The sequence below is a fragment of the Sphingomonas sp. C3-2 genome (genome assembly GCF_033025475.1).
Lineage (GTDB): Bacteria > Pseudomonadota > Alphaproteobacteria > Sphingomonadales > Sphingomonadaceae > Sphingobium_A.
Genome location: NZ_CP130322.1, coordinates 2,204,728 through 2,226,673 on the forward strand (window position 1 = coordinate 2,204,728; position 21,946 = coordinate 2,226,673).

18 protein-coding genes and 3 pseudogenes are annotated in these 21,946 nt (G+C 59.5%); 15 read left to right on the top strand and 6 right to left on the bottom strand.

Going from position 1 to position 21,946, the window contains the following annotated elements:
* Positions 1-15 precede the first annotated feature (15 nt).
* From QYC26_RS10625 to QYC26_RS10680, 12 genes and pseudogenes are all read left to right on the top strand, one after another.
* The gene (locus QYC26_RS10625; protein ID WP_317512197.1) at positions 16-966 is read left to right on the top strand and encodes a CpcT/CpeT family chromophore lyase; all 951 of its coding nucleotides are present in this window, start codon (positions 16-18) and stop codon (positions 964-966) included.
* A 67-nt stretch (positions 967-1,033) separates the two neighbouring features.
* The gene (locus QYC26_RS10630) at positions 1,034-3,292 is read left to right on the top strand and encodes a TonB-dependent receptor (RefSeq protein ID WP_317512198.1); all 2,259 of its coding nucleotides are present in this window, start codon (positions 1,034-1,036) and stop codon (positions 3,290-3,292) included.
* A 4-nt stretch (positions 3,293-3,296) separates the two neighbouring features.
* Positions 3,297-3,725, top strand: coding sequence for a hypothetical protein (locus QYC26_RS10635; RefSeq protein WP_317512199.1), 429 nt, complete (start codon positions 3,297-3,299; stop codon positions 3,723-3,725).
* Between the two features lie 57 nt (positions 3,726-3,782).
* Positions 3,783-5,177 carry a flavin monoamine oxidase family protein gene (locus tag QYC26_RS10640; RefSeq protein WP_317512200.1) on the top strand — a complete coding sequence of 465 codons (1,395 nt, stop codon included), beginning with the start codon at positions 3,783-3,785 and terminating at the stop codon, positions 5,175-5,177.
* Positions 5,178-5,183: 6 nt separating this feature from the next.
* Positions 5,184-6,071: a DUF1838 family protein gene (locus QYC26_RS10645; RefSeq protein ID WP_317512201.1), complete on the top strand. Its 888-nt coding sequence runs from the start codon at positions 5,184-5,186 to the stop codon at positions 6,069-6,071.
* Between the two features lie 369 nt (positions 6,072-6,440).
* Positions 6,441-6,625 (top strand): annotated as a pseudogene (locus tag QYC26_RS10650) (IS3 family transposase); the annotation flags it as partial.
* Positions 6,626-6,905: 280 nt separating this feature from the next.
* Positions 6,906-7,142: a hypothetical protein gene (locus QYC26_RS10655; RefSeq protein ID WP_317512202.1), complete on the top strand. Its 237-nt coding sequence runs from the start codon at positions 6,906-6,908 to the stop codon at positions 7,140-7,142.
* 109 nt (positions 7,143-7,251) lie between these two features.
* Positions 7,252-8,478 (top strand): alpha/beta hydrolase, encoded by a 1,227-nt coding sequence (locus tag QYC26_RS10660; RefSeq protein WP_317512203.1) that lies wholly within the window; start codon positions 7,252-7,254, stop codon positions 8,476-8,478.
* 572 nt (positions 8,479-9,050) lie between these two features.
* Complete coding sequence (locus QYC26_RS10665) at positions 9,051-9,446, top strand: antitoxin Xre-like helix-turn-helix domain-containing protein (protein ID WP_317512204.1); 396 nt, start codon at positions 9,051-9,053, stop codon at positions 9,444-9,446.
* A gap of 1 nt (position 9,447) precedes the next feature.
* Positions 9,448-10,158: an RES family NAD+ phosphorylase gene (locus QYC26_RS10670; protein ID WP_317512205.1), complete on the top strand. Its 711-nt coding sequence runs from the start codon at positions 9,448-9,450 to the stop codon at positions 10,156-10,158.
* 65 nt (positions 10,159-10,223) lie between these two features.
* Positions 10,224-10,484 (top strand): annotated as a pseudogene (locus QYC26_RS10675) (transposase); the annotation flags it as partial.
* Positions 10,485-11,085: 601 nt separating this feature from the next.
* The gene (locus QYC26_RS10680) at positions 11,086-11,889 is read left to right on the top strand and encodes a hypothetical protein (RefSeq protein WP_317512206.1); all 804 of its coding nucleotides are present in this window, start codon (positions 11,086-11,088) and stop codon (positions 11,887-11,889) included.
* Between the two features lie 430 nt (positions 11,890-12,319).
* Here the strand turns inward: QYC26_RS10680 and QYC26_RS10685 are convergent.
* Positions 12,320-12,466 (bottom strand): annotated as a pseudogene (locus QYC26_RS10685) (IS3 family transposase); the annotation flags it as partial.
* A 47-nt stretch (positions 12,467-12,513) separates the two neighbouring features.
* Positions 12,514-12,675: a hypothetical protein gene (locus tag QYC26_RS10690; RefSeq protein ID WP_317512207.1), complete on the bottom strand. Its 162-nt coding sequence runs from the start codon at positions 12,673-12,675 to the stop codon at positions 12,514-12,516.
* A 232-nt stretch (positions 12,676-12,907) separates the two neighbouring features.
* Between QYC26_RS10690 and QYC26_RS10695 the strand changes: the two genes are divergently transcribed.
* A complete protein-coding gene (locus tag QYC26_RS10695) occupies positions 12,908-13,591 on the top strand; it encodes an outer membrane protein (RefSeq protein ID WP_317512208.1) in 684 nt (227 codons plus the stop codon).
* A gap of 66 nt (positions 13,592-13,657) precedes the next feature.
* Here QYC26_RS10695 and QYC26_RS10700 read toward each other — a convergent pair whose 3' ends face one another.
* The 4 genes from QYC26_RS10700 to QYC26_RS10715 form a co-directional block, all read right to left on the bottom strand.
* Complete coding sequence (locus QYC26_RS10700; protein ID WP_317512209.1) at positions 13,658-14,311, bottom strand: response regulator transcription factor; 654 nt, start codon at positions 14,309-14,311, stop codon at positions 13,658-13,660.
* Positions 14,308-16,149, bottom strand: a complete 1,842-nt coding sequence (locus QYC26_RS10705; RefSeq protein ID WP_317512210.1) for a sensor histidine kinase — start codon at positions 16,147-16,149, stop codon at positions 14,308-14,310. Before QYC26_RS10705 ends, QYC26_RS10700 begins: the two co-directional genes overlap by 4 nt.
* Positions 16,150-16,503: 354 nt before the next feature.
* Positions 16,504-17,238: a hypothetical protein gene (locus QYC26_RS10710; protein ID WP_317512211.1), complete on the bottom strand. Its 735-nt coding sequence runs from the start codon at positions 17,236-17,238 to the stop codon at positions 16,504-16,506.
* Positions 17,181-18,365: a TMEM43 family protein gene (locus QYC26_RS10715; protein WP_317512212.1), complete on the bottom strand. Its 1,185-nt coding sequence runs from the start codon at positions 18,363-18,365 to the stop codon at positions 17,181-17,183. The genes QYC26_RS10710 and QYC26_RS10715 overlap by 58 nt, the downstream gene beginning before the upstream one ends.
* A 533-nt stretch (positions 18,366-18,898) precedes the next feature.
* Here QYC26_RS10715 and QYC26_RS10720 point away from each other — a divergent pair.
* Complete coding sequence (locus tag QYC26_RS10720) at positions 18,899-21,040, top strand: TonB-dependent receptor (RefSeq protein ID WP_317512213.1); 2,142 nt, start codon at positions 18,899-18,901, stop codon at positions 21,038-21,040.
* Between the two features lie 21 nt (positions 21,041-21,061).
* Positions 21,062-21,934 (top strand): TauD/TfdA dioxygenase family protein, encoded by an 873-nt coding sequence (locus QYC26_RS10725; RefSeq protein WP_317512214.1) that lies wholly within the window; start codon positions 21,062-21,064, stop codon positions 21,932-21,934.
* Positions 21,935-21,946: the final 12 nt, after the last annotated feature.

Consider the following 21,946-nt stretch of genomic DNA (forward strand, 5'->3'; position numbering starts at 1 on the left):
GTGCGGAAAGCGATCATGTGCGTCGCCGGGATCGTGTCCACTGCATCGGCTATGGCGGTACCCACGGGGCTGACGGATGATCGGAATGCACGCGACCTGACGTTCGCGACTGAGTGGTTTGAAGGCGAGTTCGATAACGACCTCCAGATCTGGTTCGAAACGGATCCACGATCTCACACCGCCCCTGAGGAACGCCATCAACGGAGCCATGCGGTTCACACGCGGCTTCCCGATACCTTGCTGGGCGCTGCGGCATTTCTTGTCCGTGAATATCAAGACGACGACCGCACAAAGCTGGTGAGTGAACATGTCGTAAGCCTTCAGTCGCATAAACCTGAGGAAGGCATTCGGCTGCGTTATCATCGCCTGCTCGGAGACGTTGCGCCGACGGGACTGCCGACAGCATCTCAACTGGAGGCGATGATTGGTTGCGATGTGATTTTGCGTCGGCGCGGTGTCCAACTGGAAGGGCGGATGCAAAAGGGCGGCTGCGCCTCCGGGGCTGGTAAGAGTCGGTCTGTGATCGACGAAACGATCTGGCTGGGACCAAATGTATATTCCCGTGAGCGAATTGAAGTTTCGCCCAAAAAGCCGGGAGCTTCGACGGACGCAGATTTGGGGCCGGTCCACTTCTACAAAGCGCGCGGGTTTGATTGCGTGGCTAATATGTTTGCCGACAGTTATCTGAAGCCTTCCACCAACGACAAGCACTACAAATTCGAAGGCCGCCACGATCTTGGTGACGTGATGCTCGTAGAGAGCCCGCGCGACGGCAAGCGATACCAGCTTCAGCTGAGGCGTCAGCGTTACCCATATTATCAGTCAGGCGGGGAGTTCCTCCTGATGAGGCTCCGGGAAGTGGATGCACCCACCTCTGTTGCGATCGTCACAAGCGACACCGGTAACGACAATATCAGCCTGAATCTCGGCTGGGCGATGATCAGCTGCAATGCGCGGCAACCCTAGGTCGTGGCCCCGGCTAACCGAAAACTAACGACAATACGGACGACAGAAAAACAGAAGGGGACTGTGAATGAACGTACGATATGTGTTCTTGGTTACGGCCAGCGCTTTGGCTTTAAGTGCGATACCTGACACTGCTGCGGCGCAGGCGGGGGATGAAGTACAGACAGCATACGCAGTCAACGACATTTTGGTCACGGCACGCAAGCGTCAGGAATCGCTTCAGGAAATTCCGCTAACCATTACCGCGTTCGATTCTGAAAAGCTGGAAGCGGCCGGGATCGCCAATGTCGAGCAATTGACCCAGTTTACTCCGGGCTGGCACTTTGAGAATGCAGGGTCTCGCCAGGGCAGCTCCGCACGCATCCGCGGCCTTGATATCAACACGAACAACCCTACGCGTCAGAACGCATCCTTCTTCTTAGATGGTGTCTATTTCCCCGGAACCGTTCAGTCGCTGGATTTCAACGACATCGCGCAGGTGGAAGTCATCAAGGGGCCGCAGAGTGCATTTTTCGGCAGACAGACCTTTGGTGGTGCGATCAATTTCACTACCAAGGAACCCACAAACGAATTGGAAGCGCGACTGTCGGCGACAGCGGCGACGGACGATTATTACGATCTGTCGGGAAGCATTTCGGTTCCCTTGATTGAAGAGAAGCTCTTCTTCCGTGGTTCTGCGCGCTACTACTCCTACGGAGGCCCGTTCCGAGATACCCTTACCGGTGAACGTCTCGGCGCACAGGAGAGCCGTAATCTCAATACATCGCTGATCGCGCGCCCTACTGATAACCTTGAGCTGAAGTTGCGCTACATCAACATCAAGGATGATGACGGCCCGATCGCTTCGGCGCAAATTGGTTCCAGTCAGCTCAACTGCGGCCCGTTCGGTACCGGCAGCCGCAAGTTTTATTGTGGCGAGCTTCCCGTAATCCGGGACTTCCAGATCAACACCAACGTTGCGCCCAATAATTGGGGCGTGAAGAATTTCGGGTTTTCGCGCGATGCAGACATGTTCAGCGCACAGGCCCGCTGGGATTTCGGTGGCGGTTACTCGCTTACGGGTTCTTTTGCACAGTATCAGGACAGCAACGTCGATGTGATCGACGCTGACCTGACGGCTGTCCCCGCCTATGGCATCGCGACGTTCCAGGAATTCAACGACAAGTCCTATGAACTTCGTCTGGCGTCACCAGAAGGGCGCCTTCGCTGGTTGGTCGGTGCCTATTACTATGACGGGTTCTTCTCGTCGAACGCGATCTACTCATACGGTCCGGATTTCTCGGTGACCCCGGCGCGCCAAACGCCTGATATCGCACGGGTAGAAAACCTCGCCTTCTACGGATCGGCAACCTACCAGATCCTCGATAATCTCTCGCTGAGCGGCGAACTTCGATGGCAAAGCGACGAGGTCACGAATGAGGGTGGGCAGAACGCGGCCCGTCGCGTCCTCAGCGGAAAGACCAAAGCGGTTCTGCCGCGCGTTATCCTCGACTGGAAACCGACGCGTGACATCATGGCCTATGCGGTATTCAGTCAGGGTAATAAGCCTCAGCAGTTCAACGCGAATATCGCAGGCCTGTCACAGGCCCAACGCGACTTTATTTCGTCCGAATACGGGGTGGGCGTCACGCTGGATGAGGAAAGGCTAGATAATTACGAGTTCGGCCTGAAGACCAAGTGGCTCGATGGGCGTCTCACCGCTAACATGGCGATGTACCAGATGGACTGGAAGGATCAGGTGTCGCGTGTCCAGGTTTTCCGTTCGGCAAGCGATGCGGCAAACCAGCTTGGACAGCTCGATGTTGCTGCCAATAGCGGATCGTCGCGTATCCGCGGTTTCGAGCTCGAAACGAGCTTCGCAGCTACGCCACGCCTCCACCTAGAGGGCAGCTTTGCACTGACCGATGCCAAGTATACCGATTTTAACTCGGTTTACATCGAGCAGGTGACCGGCAATCCCGATGCCGTGGGCAATCGCGCGCCGCGCTTCCCGAAATATCAGGCATCGTTCGGCGCGTCGCACACCACCCCGGTTGATGATGATTGGAACGTCGTGGCCCGTGCTGACCTCAGCTATATGGGCAAGCGTTATACCGACGAGAGCAATCTTGCCTGGATGGGCGATTACGCGCTGGTAAATGCTCGCCTGTCTGCAGAGAGTGAGCGCCTCCGGATCAGCCTTTTTGTCGACAATCTCTTCAATCAGAAGGGGTTTTCCTCGGCACAGCGTTATCGTGACATGACGGCGGGCGGTATTCCGTTTGCCTTCGCGTACACGCTCCTGATCCCGCGTCGTATCGGCATTACCACCTCCCTCAATTTCTAATGGGATGAAGACGGGCCGGGCTGAGGCCGGCTCGTTGCAAGAGGATGTTCAAATTATGCGTACTATCTTCTCGCTCTTAACCGTGCCGGCCTTGTTCATTTCCATTCAGGCGAGCGCACAGACAGCAGTGGATCCAGGCCAGCGCGCGTGGCTTCAGTGCCGGGCCTGTCACACCTTGAAGAAGGGCGAGCCGAACAAGGTAGGCCCCAATCTGCACGGCCTGTTCGGTGCCAAGGCCGGGACGCTGCAGCCGCAATTCCGTTATTCCAATGCGCTTATGACATCGGGGGTCGTCTGGAACGAAAAGACGCTTGATCGCTGGATCACCAACCCGGCCGCGCACGTCAAAGGCAATCGTATGGCCTATGGCGGCAATGCAAAGCCTGAGGTCCGCGCGGCACTTATCGCGTTCCTGAAGCGCGAATCCAAGTAAATGGGGGCGCCTGACCTTACCCGGAGAACTGCGCTCAAAATGGCGGCCGGCGGGGCGATGGCTCTTCCGCTCATCCGGATCGCTGGCGCTCGCGCGGCTCTACAGGAACGTGCCGATGTCGTGGTGCTGGGCGCAGGCCTTGCTGGCCTGAATGCCTCTCTGCTGCTGGAAGAGCAAGGCTACAAGGTCGCGATCGTCGAGGGGCGGAGCCGCGTTGGCGGGCGTCTCTACACCATGGACGATGTACCAGGCCATCCGGAAGCCGGCGGCAGTGGCGTCGGCAGTGGATATGCCAGACTCGTGGACCGCTGCCGACAATTCAACGTGGATTTCGAGGGGCATCGCCCACGCACCGAGAGTTCTTCCACGAATACTGCCATCCACTTGCAGGGGCAGACGATTAAGTTGTCCGACTGGGCTGGTTCTGCCCTCAATCCTTTTGCGGGTGATACGCGCCGGCTGCCACCATGGTTGGTCGGGCCGACGGCGCTCTCCGCCTACAACCCCTTGCCCGATGCCGCCAGCTGGAGGGATCCAGCCTTCGCAAATCATGATCGGTCGGTTGCGGCTGTCTTGGAAGAGAAGGGATGGACCGCCGAACAACTGCGCGTCGCTTATGGGACAAACACAAGCTACGGAAACTCGGCGCACGACTTGTCCGCAATGATGTGGTGGCATATCGGCCGCAACGCCGAGATCATGGCGGGTGACGGTAAGGTCTATGCCAGCGTTGGCGGGAATCAGCGCATGCCCGAAGCAATGGGGCGGGGCGTGAAAGCCACAATCCACTTCGACAGTCAGGTTGTCGGGATCAGAAGCGACAATGACGGGATCGAGGCGGTTTGCGCGGATGGCAGTATATTTCGTGGCAAGGCGATCGTCTGCACCTTGCCTGCCTCGGCCTTGCGACTGGTCCGGATTGATCCAGGGCTGCCGCCCGCACCGCAGGCCGCGATCGACAATCTAACCTACAATCGGGTGTTCCAGATCCATTTCGTACCGACGCGACGTTTCTGGGAAAGTGACGGGCTACCGCCTTCGCTTTGGACTGATACGTTGGCCGGTCGTTTCATGGCCCTCCATTACGGCCAGAATCCGTCCGATGTGACCACTTTTCTGGCCTTTGCGAATGGCTTTGCGGCCGATCATCTGGACCGAATGGAACCGAAAGCCGCAGTGGCGGCCGTGCTGGCGGAGGTCGAACGCATTAGGCCCTCGGCCAAGGGGGCGCTGCGTCCAGTGAAGACATGGAGCTGGCAACGTGATCCCTTCGCGGGAGGGGCCTATGCCTGCTGGCAACCTGGCCAGATTGCCCGATATGCGAATGCATTCGACGAGCCCGTTGGGCGCCTCTTCTTTGCTGGAGAGCACACCGCTGCCATCGCGCGCGGAATGGAGGGCGCCATGGAATCTGGCGAGCGCGCCGCGCTGCAAATATTCGAAAGGATCTAGGAGATAATGATGAGCATTGATCTATCGCTTGATCGTCGCAGCGCCTTGCTGGGTCTTGGCGCAGCCACGGCTGGTTTGTCGCTGGTAGCAACCGCACGCGCTAGCACGGCACCCGGAGCGCGGCCGGAAAACTCGCTGCCGATTGGGGATCCTCACTTTAACATGCGTACACTTGCCCGTCTGCAGGGTGACCTGTCGGGCCGAACAGTCTATGCTTATTCGGCAGGTCAGGTGTACGGGGTACGTGCGGGACGTGCGTTGGGTCTCGGTGAATATGGTCTTCGTATGTATGGCTATGAGGGCTGCAGCGTCAGGCGTTCGCATATTCGTGAGGACGGAAAGATCGAAACCCGTTCGCGTTCTTGGCTGTTCTACAAAGATCTCGACCGCAACGTCTTTCTGGACCGCTACACAAACCCGTACACCGGTAAAACGGTTGATGTGCCTGTTTTCCGCGCGGGCATTACCGGTGAAGTCTTGGGCCCCAATGGGCTTGAGCTGAAAGCGAACTTCGGGATGAAATCGAGTGTGTTTGGCAAACCGATTGCGCTCGATATCGTCACCATTGGCGACCGCGCCGTGGTTACACGTCATGGCTTCACCCAGTGGACGCCGCCCGGAACCAACGAACCACGCACTGAATTCACCACCGACAGCTGGGCATGTGCGCTTGCGGATCTCCAGACCGAAGATGCCCCGGCGATTAAGTCAACCCACGCTTGGACCAGTCAGACTGAATGGCAGACCTGGCTTCAGATGCCGAACGATTTGGACGGCGCGCATATCTGGCGGGCCGAGGGTGGTAATGTCTATTCAATTGAGGAATTGCCTCACGGCTTCGTCCAATATTGTATGGCGCGCGATCCCAATCTTCTGACCGGGGCGCTCGGCTAAGCTAGATGGGCCTAATCGGTGGCTTGTCGTTGCCGACTGCCGAGCCTCGGTCGTACTCAAAGCTGCATTTCACTGCAGGCAAACCCGGGTCAACGAATTAACCCGCACAGAACAGCCCTCTAGCCTGACTGCGCGGGGGCTGTTTTTTGTTGCGGCAAAGAGCACTTCAACCTGCGGTCACCTCATACCAATCTGCATTTCTTATGAACCACGCGCTTGTCCCTCGTCAGTGTCCGCCGTCAGCACCAATGGCACAGATTTGAGGTTGTTAATTAAGGAGGATTTGGGCTTCGTCGTAGTGACGAAGGAACGAAGATGAAGCCCAAATCCTCCTTAAGAAAATTGTCGGCGTAGACCCCTGCGGATCGGGTGGTGAAGGACATCCGGCGGCAGACCCAGCGCCATTTCTCGGCCGAAGACAAGATACGCATCGTGCTGGAAGGCCTGCGCGGCGAGGACAGCATTGCCGAGCTGTGCCGCAAGGAAGACATTGCCCAGAGCCTACCTGGTCGCAGGAGTTCATGGAGGCTGGCAAGCGTCTCATTGGCACTGACGGCGGACAGATGTGATGAAAGGCGCGCGCCAGTACGGTGCAAGGAGTTGCACAGAAAAAATGAGGCGCTGCTTCGCATTATCCTGAAGGGACTGCAGCGCCTCAAGTTGCTCCACAGGCTGCCGATCGCATCCTGCGTCGTGAGAGTTGGATAGACGATGTGTTCACTCAAGGCATTTACACGAAATTCGTGAGTTTTTAGATGGCGGAGAGCAGTTCGTGAACCAGGCGAACTCTCGTTCGGCGCCAACTGGGCATATTCGAGCAAATACTCCAGCTCAGTGTTCGCAGACCCGCTGGGTACCGAGAACGGCTACAACCAGCTCGACCTGCGCGCTGACTGGAATAATCTCGCTGGCAAGGAAGGGCTTGCGCTGGGATTCTTTGTCAACAACGTAACAAAGGAACTCTACAAGATTGGCGGCGTGCCGGTCTACTCGGTCCTCGGCACGACCAGCTTGCTCTATAACGAACCACGCACCTGGGGCATCCAGCTCCGCTATCGCTTCGGCAATTGACATGCTTCGCGGCGTCGCGGCACTTCGCCTTCGTAGGCAAAGCTTGACTGGAGGCCTTCGTCGCGATGCCTGCCATGATGTTCACAGATGATTGAGAGGATGGATTGACATGAGGAAGGTTGTATCGCCTCTGGTGCTTGGTGCGATATTGTTGACGTCCTGCCTGCCGCTTCACGCGCAGCCAGCACAAGCCCCGACCGATCGGGGCGGCCAGAAAAGCGGAGGCAAAGTGGCGGATCCGGGCAGGCTTCTGTCCGTGGAAGACCTGAACCCCTCCTATAGTCTAAGCGAGGCGGGGAAGGCTTATGCGATCCGCTACACATCGACGGATGGTATCACCGGTACCGGCATCGTTACGGTTTCGGGTGCGCTGTTCATGCCCAAAGGCGCACCTCCCGCAGGAGGTTGGCCAGTGGTGGCCTGGACGCACGGCACGGTTGGGATCGGTGACAATTGCGCGCCCTCGCGAAATCCGCGCTCGGAACGCGACAGCGCCTATCTGAACAAATGGCTGCAGGCGGGATATGCTATCGTCGCGACCGACTATCAGGGATTGGGAACGCCCGGTCCGCACCCCTATATGAACAGCCGCGCCGCCGCTCATTCCACGCTCGATTCCATACGCGCGGTGGTGAACGGACGTCTCAACTTGGCGAACAAAGCGCTCCTCGTCGGTCAATCGCAAGGTGCCGCCGCTGCCTTCGCTACCGCTGGACTGGCGTCAGAATATGCACCTGACCTACAGATTCGCGGTGCGATCGCGACGGGCATTCCCAACCTCATCCCTCCCGATGAAAATGACAAGGGAGAGGTCGCCTCTTATGACCCTTCCAAAGGGAACAAGGTCGATCCCACGATCGCCTACCTTTTATATATCGCGGAAAATGCTCGGCAAATCGACTCGCGGATGGATCCGGCAGCGGTTTTCACTGAGCAGGCTCTTCCCTTGATAAGAAAATCTGCTGATCTTTGCGTTCGCGCGATGTTCGAGGAGGTTTTCGATAAGAAAATGAAAAGGAATGATACCTTCAAGGCCGATTTCATGAAATATTATGCTGAATATTTTCGTGTAAACACTTATCCATCTCTACGCGTTGCCATGCCTATTTTCATTGGGATAGGTGGGGCAGACGTTGATGCCCCCACAGCCTTACAAGTTAATTTCGTTAAGAAAGTCTGCGAGGCAGGATCAAAGGTGGAAGCCCATATTTATCCTGGACTTAATCATTCCGATACGGTCGGTCGATCGGTCTTGAATTCTACTTTGTTTGCGCAAGCAGTTATGAATAGCAAATCAATTGCGAATACTTGCGAATCTGAGATTATATCGCATTGATAATTGTTTTTTGTTAATAAATTCCGGGATTCGTGCTGAGCTCCCTTGATTTTTGGTAATCAGCAGCGGAGTTCGTCATCTTTGTGGTGGTTGTGCGCGGTGATGCCAACGTGCCCAGGAGCATGCCCCTGGGCACGTTGGCCGGCGGTCTCTGCGGAGGGATGCCCCTGTCCTCGCAAACCAGCCAATTGAGTTGCCTCCGTCGAGCGTTTTGATCGGTTTTTTTAGTGGATTGAAGCCAGCGCATCATATCGGGGGGAGGTGGAGTGAAGCGGAGCCGGAGGCCGTTTTCTGGTGTAGGTGGTCGATAGTCTAGGCCGTAGACAGGTCATTAACGCGCGCAACACCACGAGGCTTATTGGGCAGCAGCGGCTCAATCACGCGCCACTCGAAGTCGGTCAGATCGTATCGGCTCGTCCCGAGCCCTGAATCAGAAACTCCGCGCCATGGAAATCCCGTTTATGGGTTCAAGGCCTAATGTTACGCCGCTCACTCCCAATCGCACAATCTGCTCAGATTATGGACAAAGGTGTAATTATGTCTATAATCTGACAGTGAAAGCGAGAAAAACAATGGCAAGCATCGCGCATCCGGAGAATAGCCCGTCCATGCCCGATCTCGGTGGACCGGCCTTGCGTGCGTTCTTCGGAATTGCTCAGGCTTGGCACCTGAGCGAAACGGAACAGCTCAAGCTGCTCGGGTTGGTCAGCCGCTCAACTCTGCATAGCTGGAAGGCGGGCAAGGTGACCAAGGTGAGCCGCGACACCCTTGAGCGCATTTCCTACCTGCTGGGGATCTTCAAGGCGATCAACATACTGCTGCCTATGCCTGACCGCGCGGACGCATGGATGCGAGCTGCGAACAAGGCGCCTCTTTTTGGCGGCCGGAGCGCGCTTGACCGGATGACCTCGGGCAACGTCGCGGACCTTTTCGTCGTTCGCCAATATCTCGACGCGCAGCGAGGATAATATGACATTTACCGCATATCAGCCGCAGCTGGCGGCCACGGATTGGCGTGTCTATCGAATAGTCCCGTCGATCTTCCCTCCGGTGTCGCTATTCGACCGGATCAGCCATCCGGCGGACCTCGAGGCACTCTTCGCTGTCGAGGCCCTGACCAACGATCGCCTACGCGAGGAGGTCGGCGATATCAGTCTGGTTCCCGTCGAGGATCGGGTCACCGGCCCGGGCTCGACCCCGTTCATGGCCTCGTTCACACACCTCAGCCCACAGGGCGGGCGCTTCAACACTCCCGATTTTGGCGCCTACTACGCCTCACCCGAAATCGAAACGGCAATCGCTGAAACCAGGTACCATCGCGAAGAATTCCTGTCCTTCACCAATGAGGGGCCCGTTGACGTCGACATGCGCGTCTACCTCGCCCGGGTGATGGGGGATCTGCATGATGCGCGGACGGATGCCCCGCTCGAGATATACGACCCTGACAACCACAGCCATGGTCAAGCGCTTGCCACGGTGCTCCGTCATAGTGGGTCGAACGGGCTGATCTACGCGAGTGTTCGTGCGCCCGGCGGAAACTGTGTGGCGGTGTTCCGCCCCCGGTTGTTGTCGGAATGTCGCCAGGAACGCCATCTCACCTATCGTTGGGACGGTCACCGCGTCACCCAGATTTATGAAAAGCGGGATTTCAGCCCTAATGGGCGGGCCCCAGAGACATAAGCGATCATGCAGAGGCTCACCGCGCGGCGGGTACATCCTTGAGCGCGGTCGTCCACGATGTGCTTTTGCTCTGGCGGTTCCGCACCGGCTCGTCTTGGGCGGAGATACCCGAGCGCTATGGCCCTTCGACGACCTGCTACAACCGGTTCGTCCGCTGGCGCAAGGCCGAGGTGTGGGATCGGCTGCTCGCTACGGTATCCGTCGCCTTCGACGGTCAAATTGTAATGATCGACTCCACCTGTGTCCGCGTCCACCAGCATGGTGCGTCGGGCAACAAGGGGGAGCCGGTGGGACGTTCCCGAGGTGGACTGACGACCAAGATCCATATGCGCCAAGGGACAGCCGCGCCATACGATGGAAGATGTTTCGCGGCATCCGAAAGCTTATCGCAGCGCGCGGACGGTGGATATGTCCGAACTCGCTAATCGGCGAAAGTAGGCCACCGAGCCTATGTGCGCTCTGTACAGATCAGAGCGCGCTGCTTTACGCCCGCGGGCTGGTGATGACGATCTGCTCGATCATGTTGGCGTGGGCCGCCGGCCTCATTGAAGTCAAATGCCGTGTGAGAGGTGCACTCTGGTCACGAGAGTTCGTACGCCACAGAGCAAGTCTGCCTACTGGGCTCGGACCGAGCCCAGTAGGCAGACTTGCTCTAAGGGTTAATCTCGCCCGAGAATTAGGCCGCCGGTGGGCACGCCTATGCCAGCTGTTACCACCAGACGGCTTCACAGCTCGAAAATGAAATCGAGAATTCACCCAATTCCTCGGTTATCTATGCCAGCACGCTGGGCGGCGCAATCCACACCTGCCTCACATAGCGCCCCCATATCCGTGGTATGGTTTGAGCCACACCCGCATTGATACAGCCCCTCCTGTTCAACCACGCATCGGCATTTTCCGGCTGGGCGTGATCTGGAGGTTTATACAGTGAGCGAGAAATTCGGCGGCCTGGCCGTCTTTGCCGTCACCATCATAGGCGCATTTGCGGCGACGCCCGCTGCGGCGCAGCGCGGGCCGACCAATACGCAGGTAATCCCGATGGAAGGGGCAAATACCTGCCCGACCGGCTGGCTGACGGGCAATGGCACGTCGGCCCGGCCGGCGCTCAAGCATTGCTATCCCCAATCGAATGGCCAATCGGCGATGGCCTATCGCAAGCGCGGTTCGTGCATGGAAGGCTATGGCGAGAACGGCGACGAATGGTGCCTGAAAGGCTTTGTCACCGTCCCCGAATATGCGGCCGCCCACAAGATCGATAAGCGCGACATCCGCGATCGCTGCCCGGCAGGTTATCACAGCTACAAAATGGTCTGCTCGAGCCAATATGCCGAAGCATCGTCGGCCCGCTACAAGGGCGCGGCCGACTGCAAGCCGACCGAGCTGGTTGAATGGGGCCTGTGGTGTGTCTCCAACTACCAGAAACTTTCCGCCATTCAGGTGAGCAGCGCGGCCAAGCGCGACTGGAACAACATTTATACGGGCACGCGGGGTCAATCGCCGCTGCAGAGCCCCGACGACGATTATAGCGAGCTGTACCGCAAGCTTTTCGGCGAGCCCAAGGCCGCCCAGAGCATCAACGAGCGTGTGGCACCGGGTGCGGTCGGCAAGGGACTGGGCTCGACGTCCGGCAACCGCAGTGAGGCTAAGCCTTGCGAAACCGGTCGCGCAGTCGGCGGCATGCTGGGCGGCAAGCTTGGCAAGGCAATTGGCGGGGCTGCTGCAGGCTGTTGATCTGCACGCCTGACTTCAGGTGAGAGTGCACAGGGGATTTTCCGGCGAACCAGCGCGGCCCCCTGTGCGCTTTCCAAGGTGGACACGGGTGTTCGATGACGGGTTGTTATTGCCCGGACGCCGGGGCGTTGCCTGTGGTTTAATGTCAGTATACTGCCTGGTTCGAGCGGGATGGGCGCTAGGGTGCCCATTGCCATGGCTGCTCTCCATCGGCGGATCTCTCACCCACAACCCATCACTTCGCACGCGGAAGTTGCGATCCGGCCGCTTCCTCTCCCATGGCAGCCGTTCTCGGTGCTGCGATTTGGTAAAGACGACCGGACGAATGCTTTCGGGATCGACAGCTTGCCGGTCCAATGACCGGTTATGAGCGCCTAGCTGACGTTGCTGCTAGGAAGAGCGGATACGAAGGGGAATGTGGTGGGCGCTGCAAGGCCGTCGCCCGGCGGTAGCCATAACGACCATATTGCTTTGCCAGTGCGATGATATCCTCGGTCAGCGCCTGTTCGTCATCCGCCCCGCGCGGCACCTTGGGTTGCGTCGATCGATGCTGATCCAACACGCGGCAGACCCGTCGTCTCAGCGTCTCAGCATCTCAGCGTCTCAGTGTCTCGGTGCCGGAGGTCAGCGTGATTCCGGAAAGTTCAGCCGGGCCGCCCGATATGCCGGCAAAGATGCGTGCTCCGCCTGCCAGCTCAGTTCCTGATCATCCGTGCCGCTCTTCTCATAGGCAAAATGGCTTGAGCGGCTCGATCGCGCTCTCGTCGATGCGTAGATGCCAGTCATAGTCCACTCTCCCGGCGGGCTGCGCAGCTGCGCTGTTCGCGCTGCTGACACATGCAGCCGCACCGATAAGGAACAGGGCTGTACGTGAAGTCATCAAAGGCATGCTGCCCCTCTTGGTCCGTTGGGCATCTGCTGATGGCTCGAAGACTTGCCCCCCGCATCCATGGGGATTGTTGAACTGCGCCTTTTCAACGAGTTGCGTGGCATTCAACACCGCCACACAGGGGATAAAATGAAGACGTTCGGAACCACTGCTGCAGTTGCCTTTGCCCTGCTTTCGGCCCCCGCGGCGTTTGCGCAGGACAGTTCGCCATTTTCCGGTGGCTATGTCGGCGTGCAGGCTGGCCTTGCCCAGATCGACAGCGCGCATAACGATCTCGATTACTGGTATTATGCGGCTCAGAACCAGTCGGAAAAGGATACCGGCGTCCAGGCGGGCATAAAGGGGGGATATGACATTGTATCGGGCGCGCTCATCGCCGGCGTTCTCGCCGAAGTGAATGTCGGCAAGGTCAACAGCTTTGCCGAGGTCACGCCGGAGGCTCCGAGCTATGCCATCGGCACCAAGGCCACGATGCTTGGTTCGGCGCGGGCGAAGCTCGGTTTCACGAGCGGCAATCTTGCTGCCTTTGCAACGGGCGGTCTGGCCTTTTCGAATGCCAAGCATAAATATCGCGAGACCGATGGCACCGGCGAATATTTCGACGGCAAGGGCGATCGTAGCGGCTATGTCTTCGGTTTCGGCGCGGCCTATGCCGTTTCGAAAAATGCATCGATCGGGCTTGATGTCAGCCGTTATCAGTTCGGTTCGCGGACGCATGACCTGCGCGACAGCGATGGCGAGATCATCGATGCTCGCTGGCGTCTGAAGGACCGTATCGAAACGGTCGCGGTCAGCTACAACCTGCACTTCTGATCACCGAGGTGTGTTGGAGGGGAAAGGGCCTTGCGTAAGCAGGGTCCTTTTCTCCCCAGTCCCAGATCACAAATTGAGCTGTCCGCGCTGGACGGCGGCGTACACTGCCTCGCCCCGCGAATTGACTTCCAGTTTGCGGTAGATCGCCTTGACATATCCGCCCACGGTTAAGGGCGATATGCCGAGTTCGCGGGCTGCAGATTTGTAGCTATAGCCGCGCGCGAACAGCGCCAGCAATTCGGCCTCGCGCGGGGTCAGTTGTTCGCCCCCGGCCGGGTCCGCTGCGGCAGGCTCCGCTGCGCGCAGGCGCTCAAGCAGGAAAACCGCAGCAGCGGCACTGATCGGGGCGCCGCCGTCGAGCGTGACGCGAATACCATCAATTATCGCTTCGGCCGCTGCATCCTTCAAAAGATAGCCGTCTGCCCCAGCCGAAAGCGCGGACACCACGGTGTCTCGGTCGCCAAAGGCGGTGATGACGAGCGACAATATGCCGGCTTGCTTCAGCGTCGGAATGATTGTCAGGCCATTGCCATCGGGCAGGCCGAGGTCGGTGAGCACCAGATCGGGCCGTTGTGCGATCAGCGCCCCCATTTCTGTCAGCGATGTGGCTACGCCGCACAGTTCCAGATCATCGGCTGTTTCGATAATTTCAATGAAATAGTCGCGCACCGGTGCGCTGTCTTCGAGCACGCCGATCCGGCGTGGCCATGCAGCGGTCATGCTGCTGCTTCCCGCAGGGTTTGCGCCAGCGGCACATGGGCCACCACGCGCAGGCCGGGGTCTGCATCCTCAAAGGCGATCCGCCCTCCCACGGCCGCAATCCGCAACTGCATGTTTGACAGACCGTGGCCGTTATTCTCTGCCACGCTCAATCCCTTCCCATTATCTGTTACGGCGATGATCAGGTCTGACTGCGTTTCATCGGATACCGCCACCGATATCCGGTCTCCGTCCGAATGTTTCAGCGCATTGGTGACGGCTTCCTGCATCATCCGGAAAAGTTGCAGAACATGCTGGGGCGCGAGATCGGTCGCGCTGTTCACAGCGGCGGTCCAATGGAAAGCAAACCCGGCATCCTCGACACGCGGGCGCACGCGGGCCTCGAACACGCCGAGCATCGTCTGCATTGATGTTCCGGCCGCATCGACGGAATCGATCATCAGCCGGATCTCTTCCATCACCTCCTGCAAGCCTTGGGCAATACGCTGCTGGTCCGCCGTCCCGCGGCGGACGGCGAGGAGGAGTCCAACAAGTTGTCCGCCTACACCGTCGTGCATGTCGCGCATCAGGCGGTGGCGTTCTTCGCGGCGCGCGGCCTGCCCAACAAGTTCGCGTTCGCGACCATGGGCCTCGGCCAGTTCCGCCTCGCGCGCTTTCACGGTGCGTTCAAGCATGGTGTTGAGATCGATCGCTGATTGGAACAGCGTGAAATTGCGCTGAAGAAAGGCGACGGTGAACGCCAGCAGCAGAAGCGGTGCAGAATCCATCAGATAACCGCCAGATAGCAGGCCGAAGCGTTCACCGATCCCGTCCAGCGCCAGGCATACCGCGCAGACCGAAAGCAGCGCGGCCTCCAGGGCGCGCTTCTCCGGCGTGCGCGCGAAATGCCAGACCAGCCGGGCGACAGTCAGCACGCCCACGATGAATGATGACCATGCCCACGCGTCATTGGAAAGATCGAACCCCTGTGGCATCGGCCATGCGGTGATCCACAAAATGCATAGCCCGTTGAACACGGCCCAGAATATCGCGAGCGTGGGCTGCAGGAATGGAATGGGGCGGCGCGTCCATGCATCGATGAAACCGAGCAGGCTCACCGCCAGCGCGGTGTTGACGACATAGAATGCGATCATCCGGCCGGTTCCGCCGAACGGCAGGTCGAAATAAAGCCCATAGGCGGCAAAGGCGGTCCACGCCCAGCACAGCGTCATCAGCCAGGCGGCAAAGCGGCGATCCTGCGCGCGGAATGTCAGAACCAGCGCGAAAAAGCCAAGGATGAAGGTCAGCCAGCCGCCGAGCAGCCTGTAATCGATCGTCTGCCAGAAACGCATGGCGGTGGCGGCGCGCACCTGCTCATAGGCGCCCAATAGGGGGGGGGCTAGATCGGTATAGGGAAAACCGTCCCGCACGGTGATGAACGACAGGTCATTCGATCCGGTCTTGAGCATACCGGCGGGGATGCGGATCAGATAGGGGCGTTGGCCGTGAAAGCTCTGCTGCCCGAACTCCATCGTCCCAAGTTGATGGACGATGGATCCGTTTACCCGGATGATGAAATTATCGACCTGCTGAAAGGCGACAAGGCCCAATCCTTCGGCCGAAATATCGCCCAGCGTGAAGCTTGTGCGCATGGCCAGATAGGCCGGATCGCAGCAATCGGTATAGGGCAATTTGATCGTGCGGTATCGCGCGGCATCGGCAGCGGCGGGCGTTGGCGCGGCGAGCTCGGCCAGTTCGACGCGATCAAAGGCGATCCTGTCAATATCGGTTTGCGAGGGACCCGGTCGCCACGGGGCATAGAAAAGCCCCCAGAACAGCAACTGCACTACCAAGATCAACAGGCCAAGGCGCCGAAGGTCCTTGCTCCGCCCTCCCGTTACAGGTGCCTGACGCGCAATTGCGCCTGTTACGCCAATCCCACTCGACACTCTGTTCCCCCGACATCCCCATGCGGTCTGACGAAGGTCTTACGTAAAGCATGCTGCTACAACAATAGCTTACCAGCCGGATCAGGGGGCTCGGTCATTGGGGACGGCTCGGGCTGGGTCTGCCCAAACCGTCCCCGGCGCCGCGCTGCAGCGCTGGCGGATCAACAGGCGACCGAGCCGAGAACGCCGCCGAGCTTTTTCTAACGAAGGTTCGCTATTGGGGCACGGTGCTTGACCGCGCCATGCCACGGATATGGGGGCGGGTCAGTCGAGGCACATATTGATCGCACCGGCCAGTTTACTGCCATAGACGATGCTGGGATTGGCGGCGGCTTCGACCTCGGCGTCAAATGCCTCGGGGTCGACCGCCATATGCTTTGCAGAACAGGCGCATAGCATGGCGCGGTCCTGCCGCGAAGCGCGCATCCGCACGCGTACCCCGTGGTCGTCGAAGCCGGGGAGAAGAATGCCGCCCTCGATCGCCTGCTCGCACAGCCGGGCATCGGCTTCACTTTCACCGTCATCAGCGTCTTCGTCTGGATGGGCGTAGTCGGTTCCGGCAAGGTCGGCCATGTTGCCGCTGCCGGGCAGGCAGGATTGCAAGGCATCCTCGATCTTTGCCTGCATGGCGTGGGCTTCGTCATCCCCCGTGGCACGCAGCAAGCCATGCCGGTCGGTGGGGTCATCGGCGAATTCCTCACCAACGCAATGACAATATTCGGCACGATCCCAAAGAGTGCGGTCGATGGTCTCGCGATAGGGTTTGCCGGCGATCGCCTCCAACTCCCCTTCCAGCACCATGGCACAAATCCGCTTGCCTAGGTCATAGCGCTGTTCCTTGACGCTTTGCCCCTGCGATATCTGCGCAGTCAGGAGTATGCCTATGGCAGCAAGGAGGGCAAATGGACGCATGGCCGATATTTTCCTGGCGTGGTGAGCGATCAGGCCGCAGGTGAGGCAACGGGCGGAGTGGCGCTTGCCGTGCGCCTGCGCCGCCACCAGATCGCCCCGTATATACCTGCCCCGATCAGCACGAACAGCGCGACGGCAAGCAGAGGACGGTAGAAGAGCCAGGCGATCGCAATGGTGAGCGTACCGAGCGCGAGGCCGGAGACCATGGCGATGAAGCCGGTTCCCATGCGCACGATCGAGCCAAGAAGCGGAAGGACATCGGCCAGCACGCCGAGCGGCCCCAGCACCATCTTGAATCCCGCGACCAGCACGACGAAGCCGATCGCGCGTAGCACCCAAGCTGTCGTGCGGTTGGCCGATTTCGCCTGCGCGAACATCTGCTCAGCGGATGCGGTGCCCGCCCGAACCATCAGGATCTGCGCACCGGCCTTGGTGGGGTAGGGCTGAATGGTGCCGCGCGTCTGCCCCCCTATGATGCTGACCGCCATGCCCTGGGGCGCAGTGACATAGGAAATCTTCATGTCCCCCACCTTCGGTTCAGCCGGATTATCTCCGATGTAAAGACGGCCTTCGGTCACCGAGGCAGGGCGCGACAAGGCCTTGGTGGCGATTTCGGCCTGCTCGGTGGTGATCTGGAAAGGGTGATCGGCGGAAAGGCCGTTCAGAACGGCGGCGTCCACGCCGAAGGCGCCAACTTTGCCATGTTCGGCACTGAAGCTCTCATTTTTTAGCGTCGGGGCCGGGTTCTCATGGCCGGCAGGCTGGTGAAAACCGCTCGAATCCCGCGCAAAGTCGCTCCATTCGCGAGCATAGCTATAGGTGGTGGTCGTTTCCTCGCCGCCGCCCAGCTTGGTACGCGTCTCGGACTTGGCGGTTTGTTGCCACTGATAATATTCCACTTTGCGCATCAGGATCAACGCATCGCTCTGGATCCCCAACGCCGCATCCTGACGCACGCCTTCGGCAAGCGCGGGGGCCGAGACATGGACCAACCGTCCCTCATTGGCCGGATCGATCCGGTTTGCGTCCACCGCGACGACATTTGCGGCGCCTTCCGCATTGGCCCGGATCGCATCGACTGAACGTCCCTCGTTCCAGAAAAGCAGTACGATCCCGGCCAATGCCAAAATCAGCCCGGTCACTACGCCACGAAAGGAAGCGCCGAGACGGGAAAACCACGAGCTGTGGGTGGTAAAGATGATCGGATCGGGCATGGCGTGACTCTCGAAATGGACCGCAAGGCGCGCACCAGGCCGCCTGCACAAGCCTCAGCCGATAATATGCCCAGCCATCTCATGGCTGCGCCATAGATATGGGGGGGCGGGCCACGTAGATAGACGAGGGAGAAATCGGGCTCGCGTCGCTCCATAATTCTTGGTTCACAGCCCCAGCCCAAAGCGCGTTCTGCAGCGGTCAAATCCTGCTCCCGAAACCAACACCACAACACACACAGGCGCCACTCGGCGCCTTTTTTGTGCCCAAATACCTGGCGTCCGGCGCCCGCGCGGCGTTTGCATCACCCGCACAATCGCCACTCCGACGGGAATCAGAGCTCAATCCGCAAAACGCAGTGGTATGGCTCTGCCGCGACTATCGCGAGTGTGCTGTACTATTGTTCAATGTAAATTGACGCATGGGTCGTTATTCCATAGACCAATAACATTCGCGAAGTTTTGCGATGGCTCGAAGGCATAATTCGAGCGCTGCGTACTGTACCATCGTGCAATAAAATTGTGTGGGGAGAGGTATGGTTCACCGTTATGGACGGCGTGTTTCGCTATCGGCCGGGCTTTTGCTGGCGGCTGCACCTGCAATCGCGCAGGAAGGCGGGCTGGAAGATATTGTTGTCACTGCGCAGAAGCGCGAGGAATCGCTTCAAAAGACGCCGATTTCAGCCGCGGCCTTCACCAGCGCCGCGCTTGAGGCACGCGGCATCGCCAATCTGAGCGACCTGCAGGCGCAGGTGCCCAATCTGCAGCTGACGCCGCATCCCAACAGCGCCACCACCAGCCGGATCTTCATCCGCGGCGTCGGCAATCTCGACGATCAGATCACGCAGGATCCGAGCGTCGCCGTCTATATGGACGGCGTCTATATCGGCCGCAGCCAGGGGCTCGCGAACGAGGTTGCCGAGTTGGAACGGATCGAGGTGCTGCGCGGCCCGCAAGGCTCGCTCTATGGACGCAACGCCACGGGCGGCGCGATCAACTTCATCACGCGCGCACCGGTGCTAGGCGAATTCGAGGCCAAGCAGAGCGTCTCGGTCGGCAATTACGATCTCTTCCGCACGCGCACGCGGCTGAACATTCCGCTGGGCGATACGCTTGCGGTCGAGCTGGGCTATCTCCATGCCCGCAAGGACGGCTTCGTCGCCAATCGCGGCACCGGCGTGAAGCGCTTCGGCGATCAGCGCCGCGATGCCTACCGCGCGGCGGTGCGCTGGGTACCCATGGACGGTCTCGATTTCCGTTATACCTATGACCGCTCGGACATTGGCGACACCCCGCCCTATGTCGCGCTCAGCCCGCTTTACCCGGCCATGGCGGTTCGCCCGGACGAAGGCTCGTCCGCGGTGGCGGGGTTGCTGCGCAACGATGTGCGCGCCGAAGGGCATAATTTCACCGCCAACTGGCAGATCAACGACGATCTCGCGCTCAAATCAGTGACCGGCTATCGCAAGCTGCGCAATTTCTCGAACCAGAATTATCTGGCCGGTGCGCTCGGGCCCTTTGCGCTGTTCACCAACCAATTCGACGATCACCAAAAGCAGTTCAGCGAGGAAATCCAGCTCGTCGGATCGGCGCTGGAATCGCAGCTCGAATATGTCTTCGGCCTCTATTATTTCGATGAATCCTCGCGCAGTGCGGCGCGCACCGTCACCGCGGCGCGCATTGCCACTGACCGCGCGGTAACCGCCGACAACCGCGCCTATGCGGTTTACGGCCAGGGCACCTACAGCCCCGATGCGCTCGACAACCGGCTGCACCTGACCCTGGGGCTGCGCTGGTCGCGCGACGAACGCAAGGCGACGCTGCAGGATGTCGTGACCCAGGCCAATGGCACCGCGACGACATTGCCGGCAGGCGCGGGCGACAACCGCTTCAGCAATGTCAGCCCCACCGCCATCCTCGCCTATGATATCAGCGATCGGATCAACGCCTATGCCAAGCTGGCGCGCGGCTATAAATCGGGGGGCTATAATGTCCGCGCCTCGACCACGCAGCGTTTCAATGAAGGCTTTGGCCCCGAAACGCTGACCTCCTATGAGCTTGGCCTGAAATCCGATCTGCTCGAACGGCGCCTGCGGTTCAATATCGCGGCCTTCTATGCCGATTATAAGGATATCCAGATCAACACCCAGAGCGACGCGACCAACCCCACGCGCACCGATGTGCTCAATGCGGGCAAGGCGCGGATCAAGGGGGTGGAGGTCGATATCACCGCCAAGCCCGCCGACGCGCTCACCCTTACCGCCAGCTATGGCTATACCGATGCCAGCTATCAGCGGATCGCGGGGCTGAACGGGCAAAATCTGGCGCACCTGTTCGTCTTCACCAATATTCCCAGGCACAGCCTCAATCTGGGCGCCGAATATGTCGTGCCTGATACGCCGATCGGCACGCTCACCGCCGGCATCAACTATAATTTCCAGGACCGCGCCTACGCGGCGAGCAACGATCCGCGCTATATCATCCCCGATTACGGCCTGCTCGATGCGCGGCTGACCCTGTCCGAGTTGCCCGTGGGCGCCGCCGATATCCGCCTGTCGCTTTGGGGCAAGAACCTCACCGACAAGAAATATTACAGTTTTCACGGCAATTCGGGGCTGCCCGGCGCCATCTTCGGCGATCCGCGCAGCTATGGCCTCGATCTGTCGCTCGCATTCTGAACAGTGCGAGAGAGGAGAGACATGACACAGACCGCTTCTTCATCCGATCTCGGCCATGTCCGGGTCACGCCCGTGCAACCGCTGATCGGCGCCGAGATATCGGGCATTTCGGTCGGCACGGCGAGCCCGGCTGAGCTTGACCTCATCCACAAGGCGCTGCTCCAATATAAGGTGATCTTCTTTCGCGATCAGAGCCTGTCGCGCGCCGAGCATGTGGCGTTCGGCGAATATTTCGGCGAGCTCGAAGTCCACCCGCTGTCCGCGCATCCCGAGCATCCCGAACTGCTCGTGCTCGATTCGATCGGTGGTCTGCGCGAGGGGCGGCAGGCGCCGTCGGCCGATTTCTGGCACAGCGACACCACTTTCCGCGATACGCCGTCAGCGTCGTCGATCCTGATGGGCTATACGATCCCGCCGCTGGGCGGCGATACCTTATGGTGCAACACCGCCGCCGTTTATGACGGGCTCGACGATGATCTGAAGGAACGGATCGAAACGCTCCACGCCGTGCACAATGGCTTGGTGTCCTTCGGCCGTCATCTCGACACCGCAGAAAAACAGGCGGCCTTTCTCGAACGCCATCCGCCGCAGATCCACCCCGTTGTGCGCCTCCACCCCGAAACCGGCGAACGGCTGCTCAACGTCAATAGCGGGTTCACCACGCATATTCTCGACGTGTCCGAAGACGAAAGCACCGATCTGCTCCGGCGCCTGTTCGACGAGGTGAAGCGGCCCGAATATCAGGTCCGCTTCCGCTGGGCACCGGGATCGATCGCCTTTTGGGACAATCGCTCGACGCAGCATTACGGCGTTGCGGATTATCTGGGCGTTCGCCACCTTGAACGCGTCACCGTCGTCGGCGACCGGCCGAAGGGACCGCATCCACGAGGATAAGCAGCAAGGGGA

Bases quoted from the DNA above. Each gene is read 5' to 3' on its own strand.
- QYC26_RS10625 (WP_317512197.1), top strand. From the start codon at position 16: ATGTGCGTCGCCGGGATCGTGTCCACTGCATCGGCTATGGCGGTACCC.
- QYC26_RS10720 (WP_317512213.1), top strand. From the start codon at position 18,899: ATGGTTCACCGTTATGGACGGCGTGTTTCGCTATCGGCCGGGCTTTTG.
- QYC26_RS10660 (WP_317512203.1), top strand. From the start codon at position 7,252: ATGAGGAAGGTTGTATCGCCTCTGGTGCTTGGTGCGATATTGTTGACG.
- QYC26_RS10645 (WP_317512201.1), top strand. From the start codon at position 5,184: ATGATGAGCATTGATCTATCGCTTGATCGTCGCAGCGCCTTGCTGGGT.
- QYC26_RS10695 (WP_317512208.1), top strand. From the start codon at position 12,908: ATGAAGACGTTCGGAACCACTGCTGCAGTTGCCTTTGCCCTGCTTTCG.
- QYC26_RS10700 (WP_317512209.1), bottom strand. From the start codon at position 14,311: ATGACCGCTGCATGGCCACGCCGGATCGGCGTGCTCGAAGACAGCGCA.
- QYC26_RS10635 (WP_317512199.1), top strand. From the start codon at position 3,297: ATGAAGACGGGCCGGGCTGAGGCCGGCTCGTTGCAAGAGGATGTTCAA.
- QYC26_RS10690 (WP_317512207.1), bottom strand. From the start codon at position 12,675: ATGACTGGCATCTACGCATCGACGAGAGCGCGATCGAGCCGCTCAAGC.
- QYC26_RS10725 (WP_317512214.1), top strand. From the start codon at position 21,062: ATGACACAGACCGCTTCTTCATCCGATCTCGGCCATGTCCGGGTCACG.
- QYC26_RS10665 (WP_317512204.1), top strand. From the start codon at position 9,051: ATGGCAAGCATCGCGCATCCGGAGAATAGCCCGTCCATGCCCGATCTC.
- QYC26_RS10670 (WP_317512205.1), top strand. From the start codon at position 9,448: ATGACATTTACCGCATATCAGCCGCAGCTGGCGGCCACGGATTGGCGT.
- QYC26_RS10630 (WP_317512198.1), top strand. From the start codon at position 1,034: ATGAACGTACGATATGTGTTCTTGGTTACGGCCAGCGCTTTGGCTTTA.
- QYC26_RS10715 (WP_317512212.1), bottom strand. From the start codon at position 18,365: ATGCCCGATCCGATCATCTTTACCACCCACAGCTCGTGGTTTTCCCGT.
- QYC26_RS10640 (WP_317512200.1), top strand. From the start codon at position 3,783: ATGGCTCTTCCGCTCATCCGGATCGCTGGCGCTCGCGCGGCTCTACAG.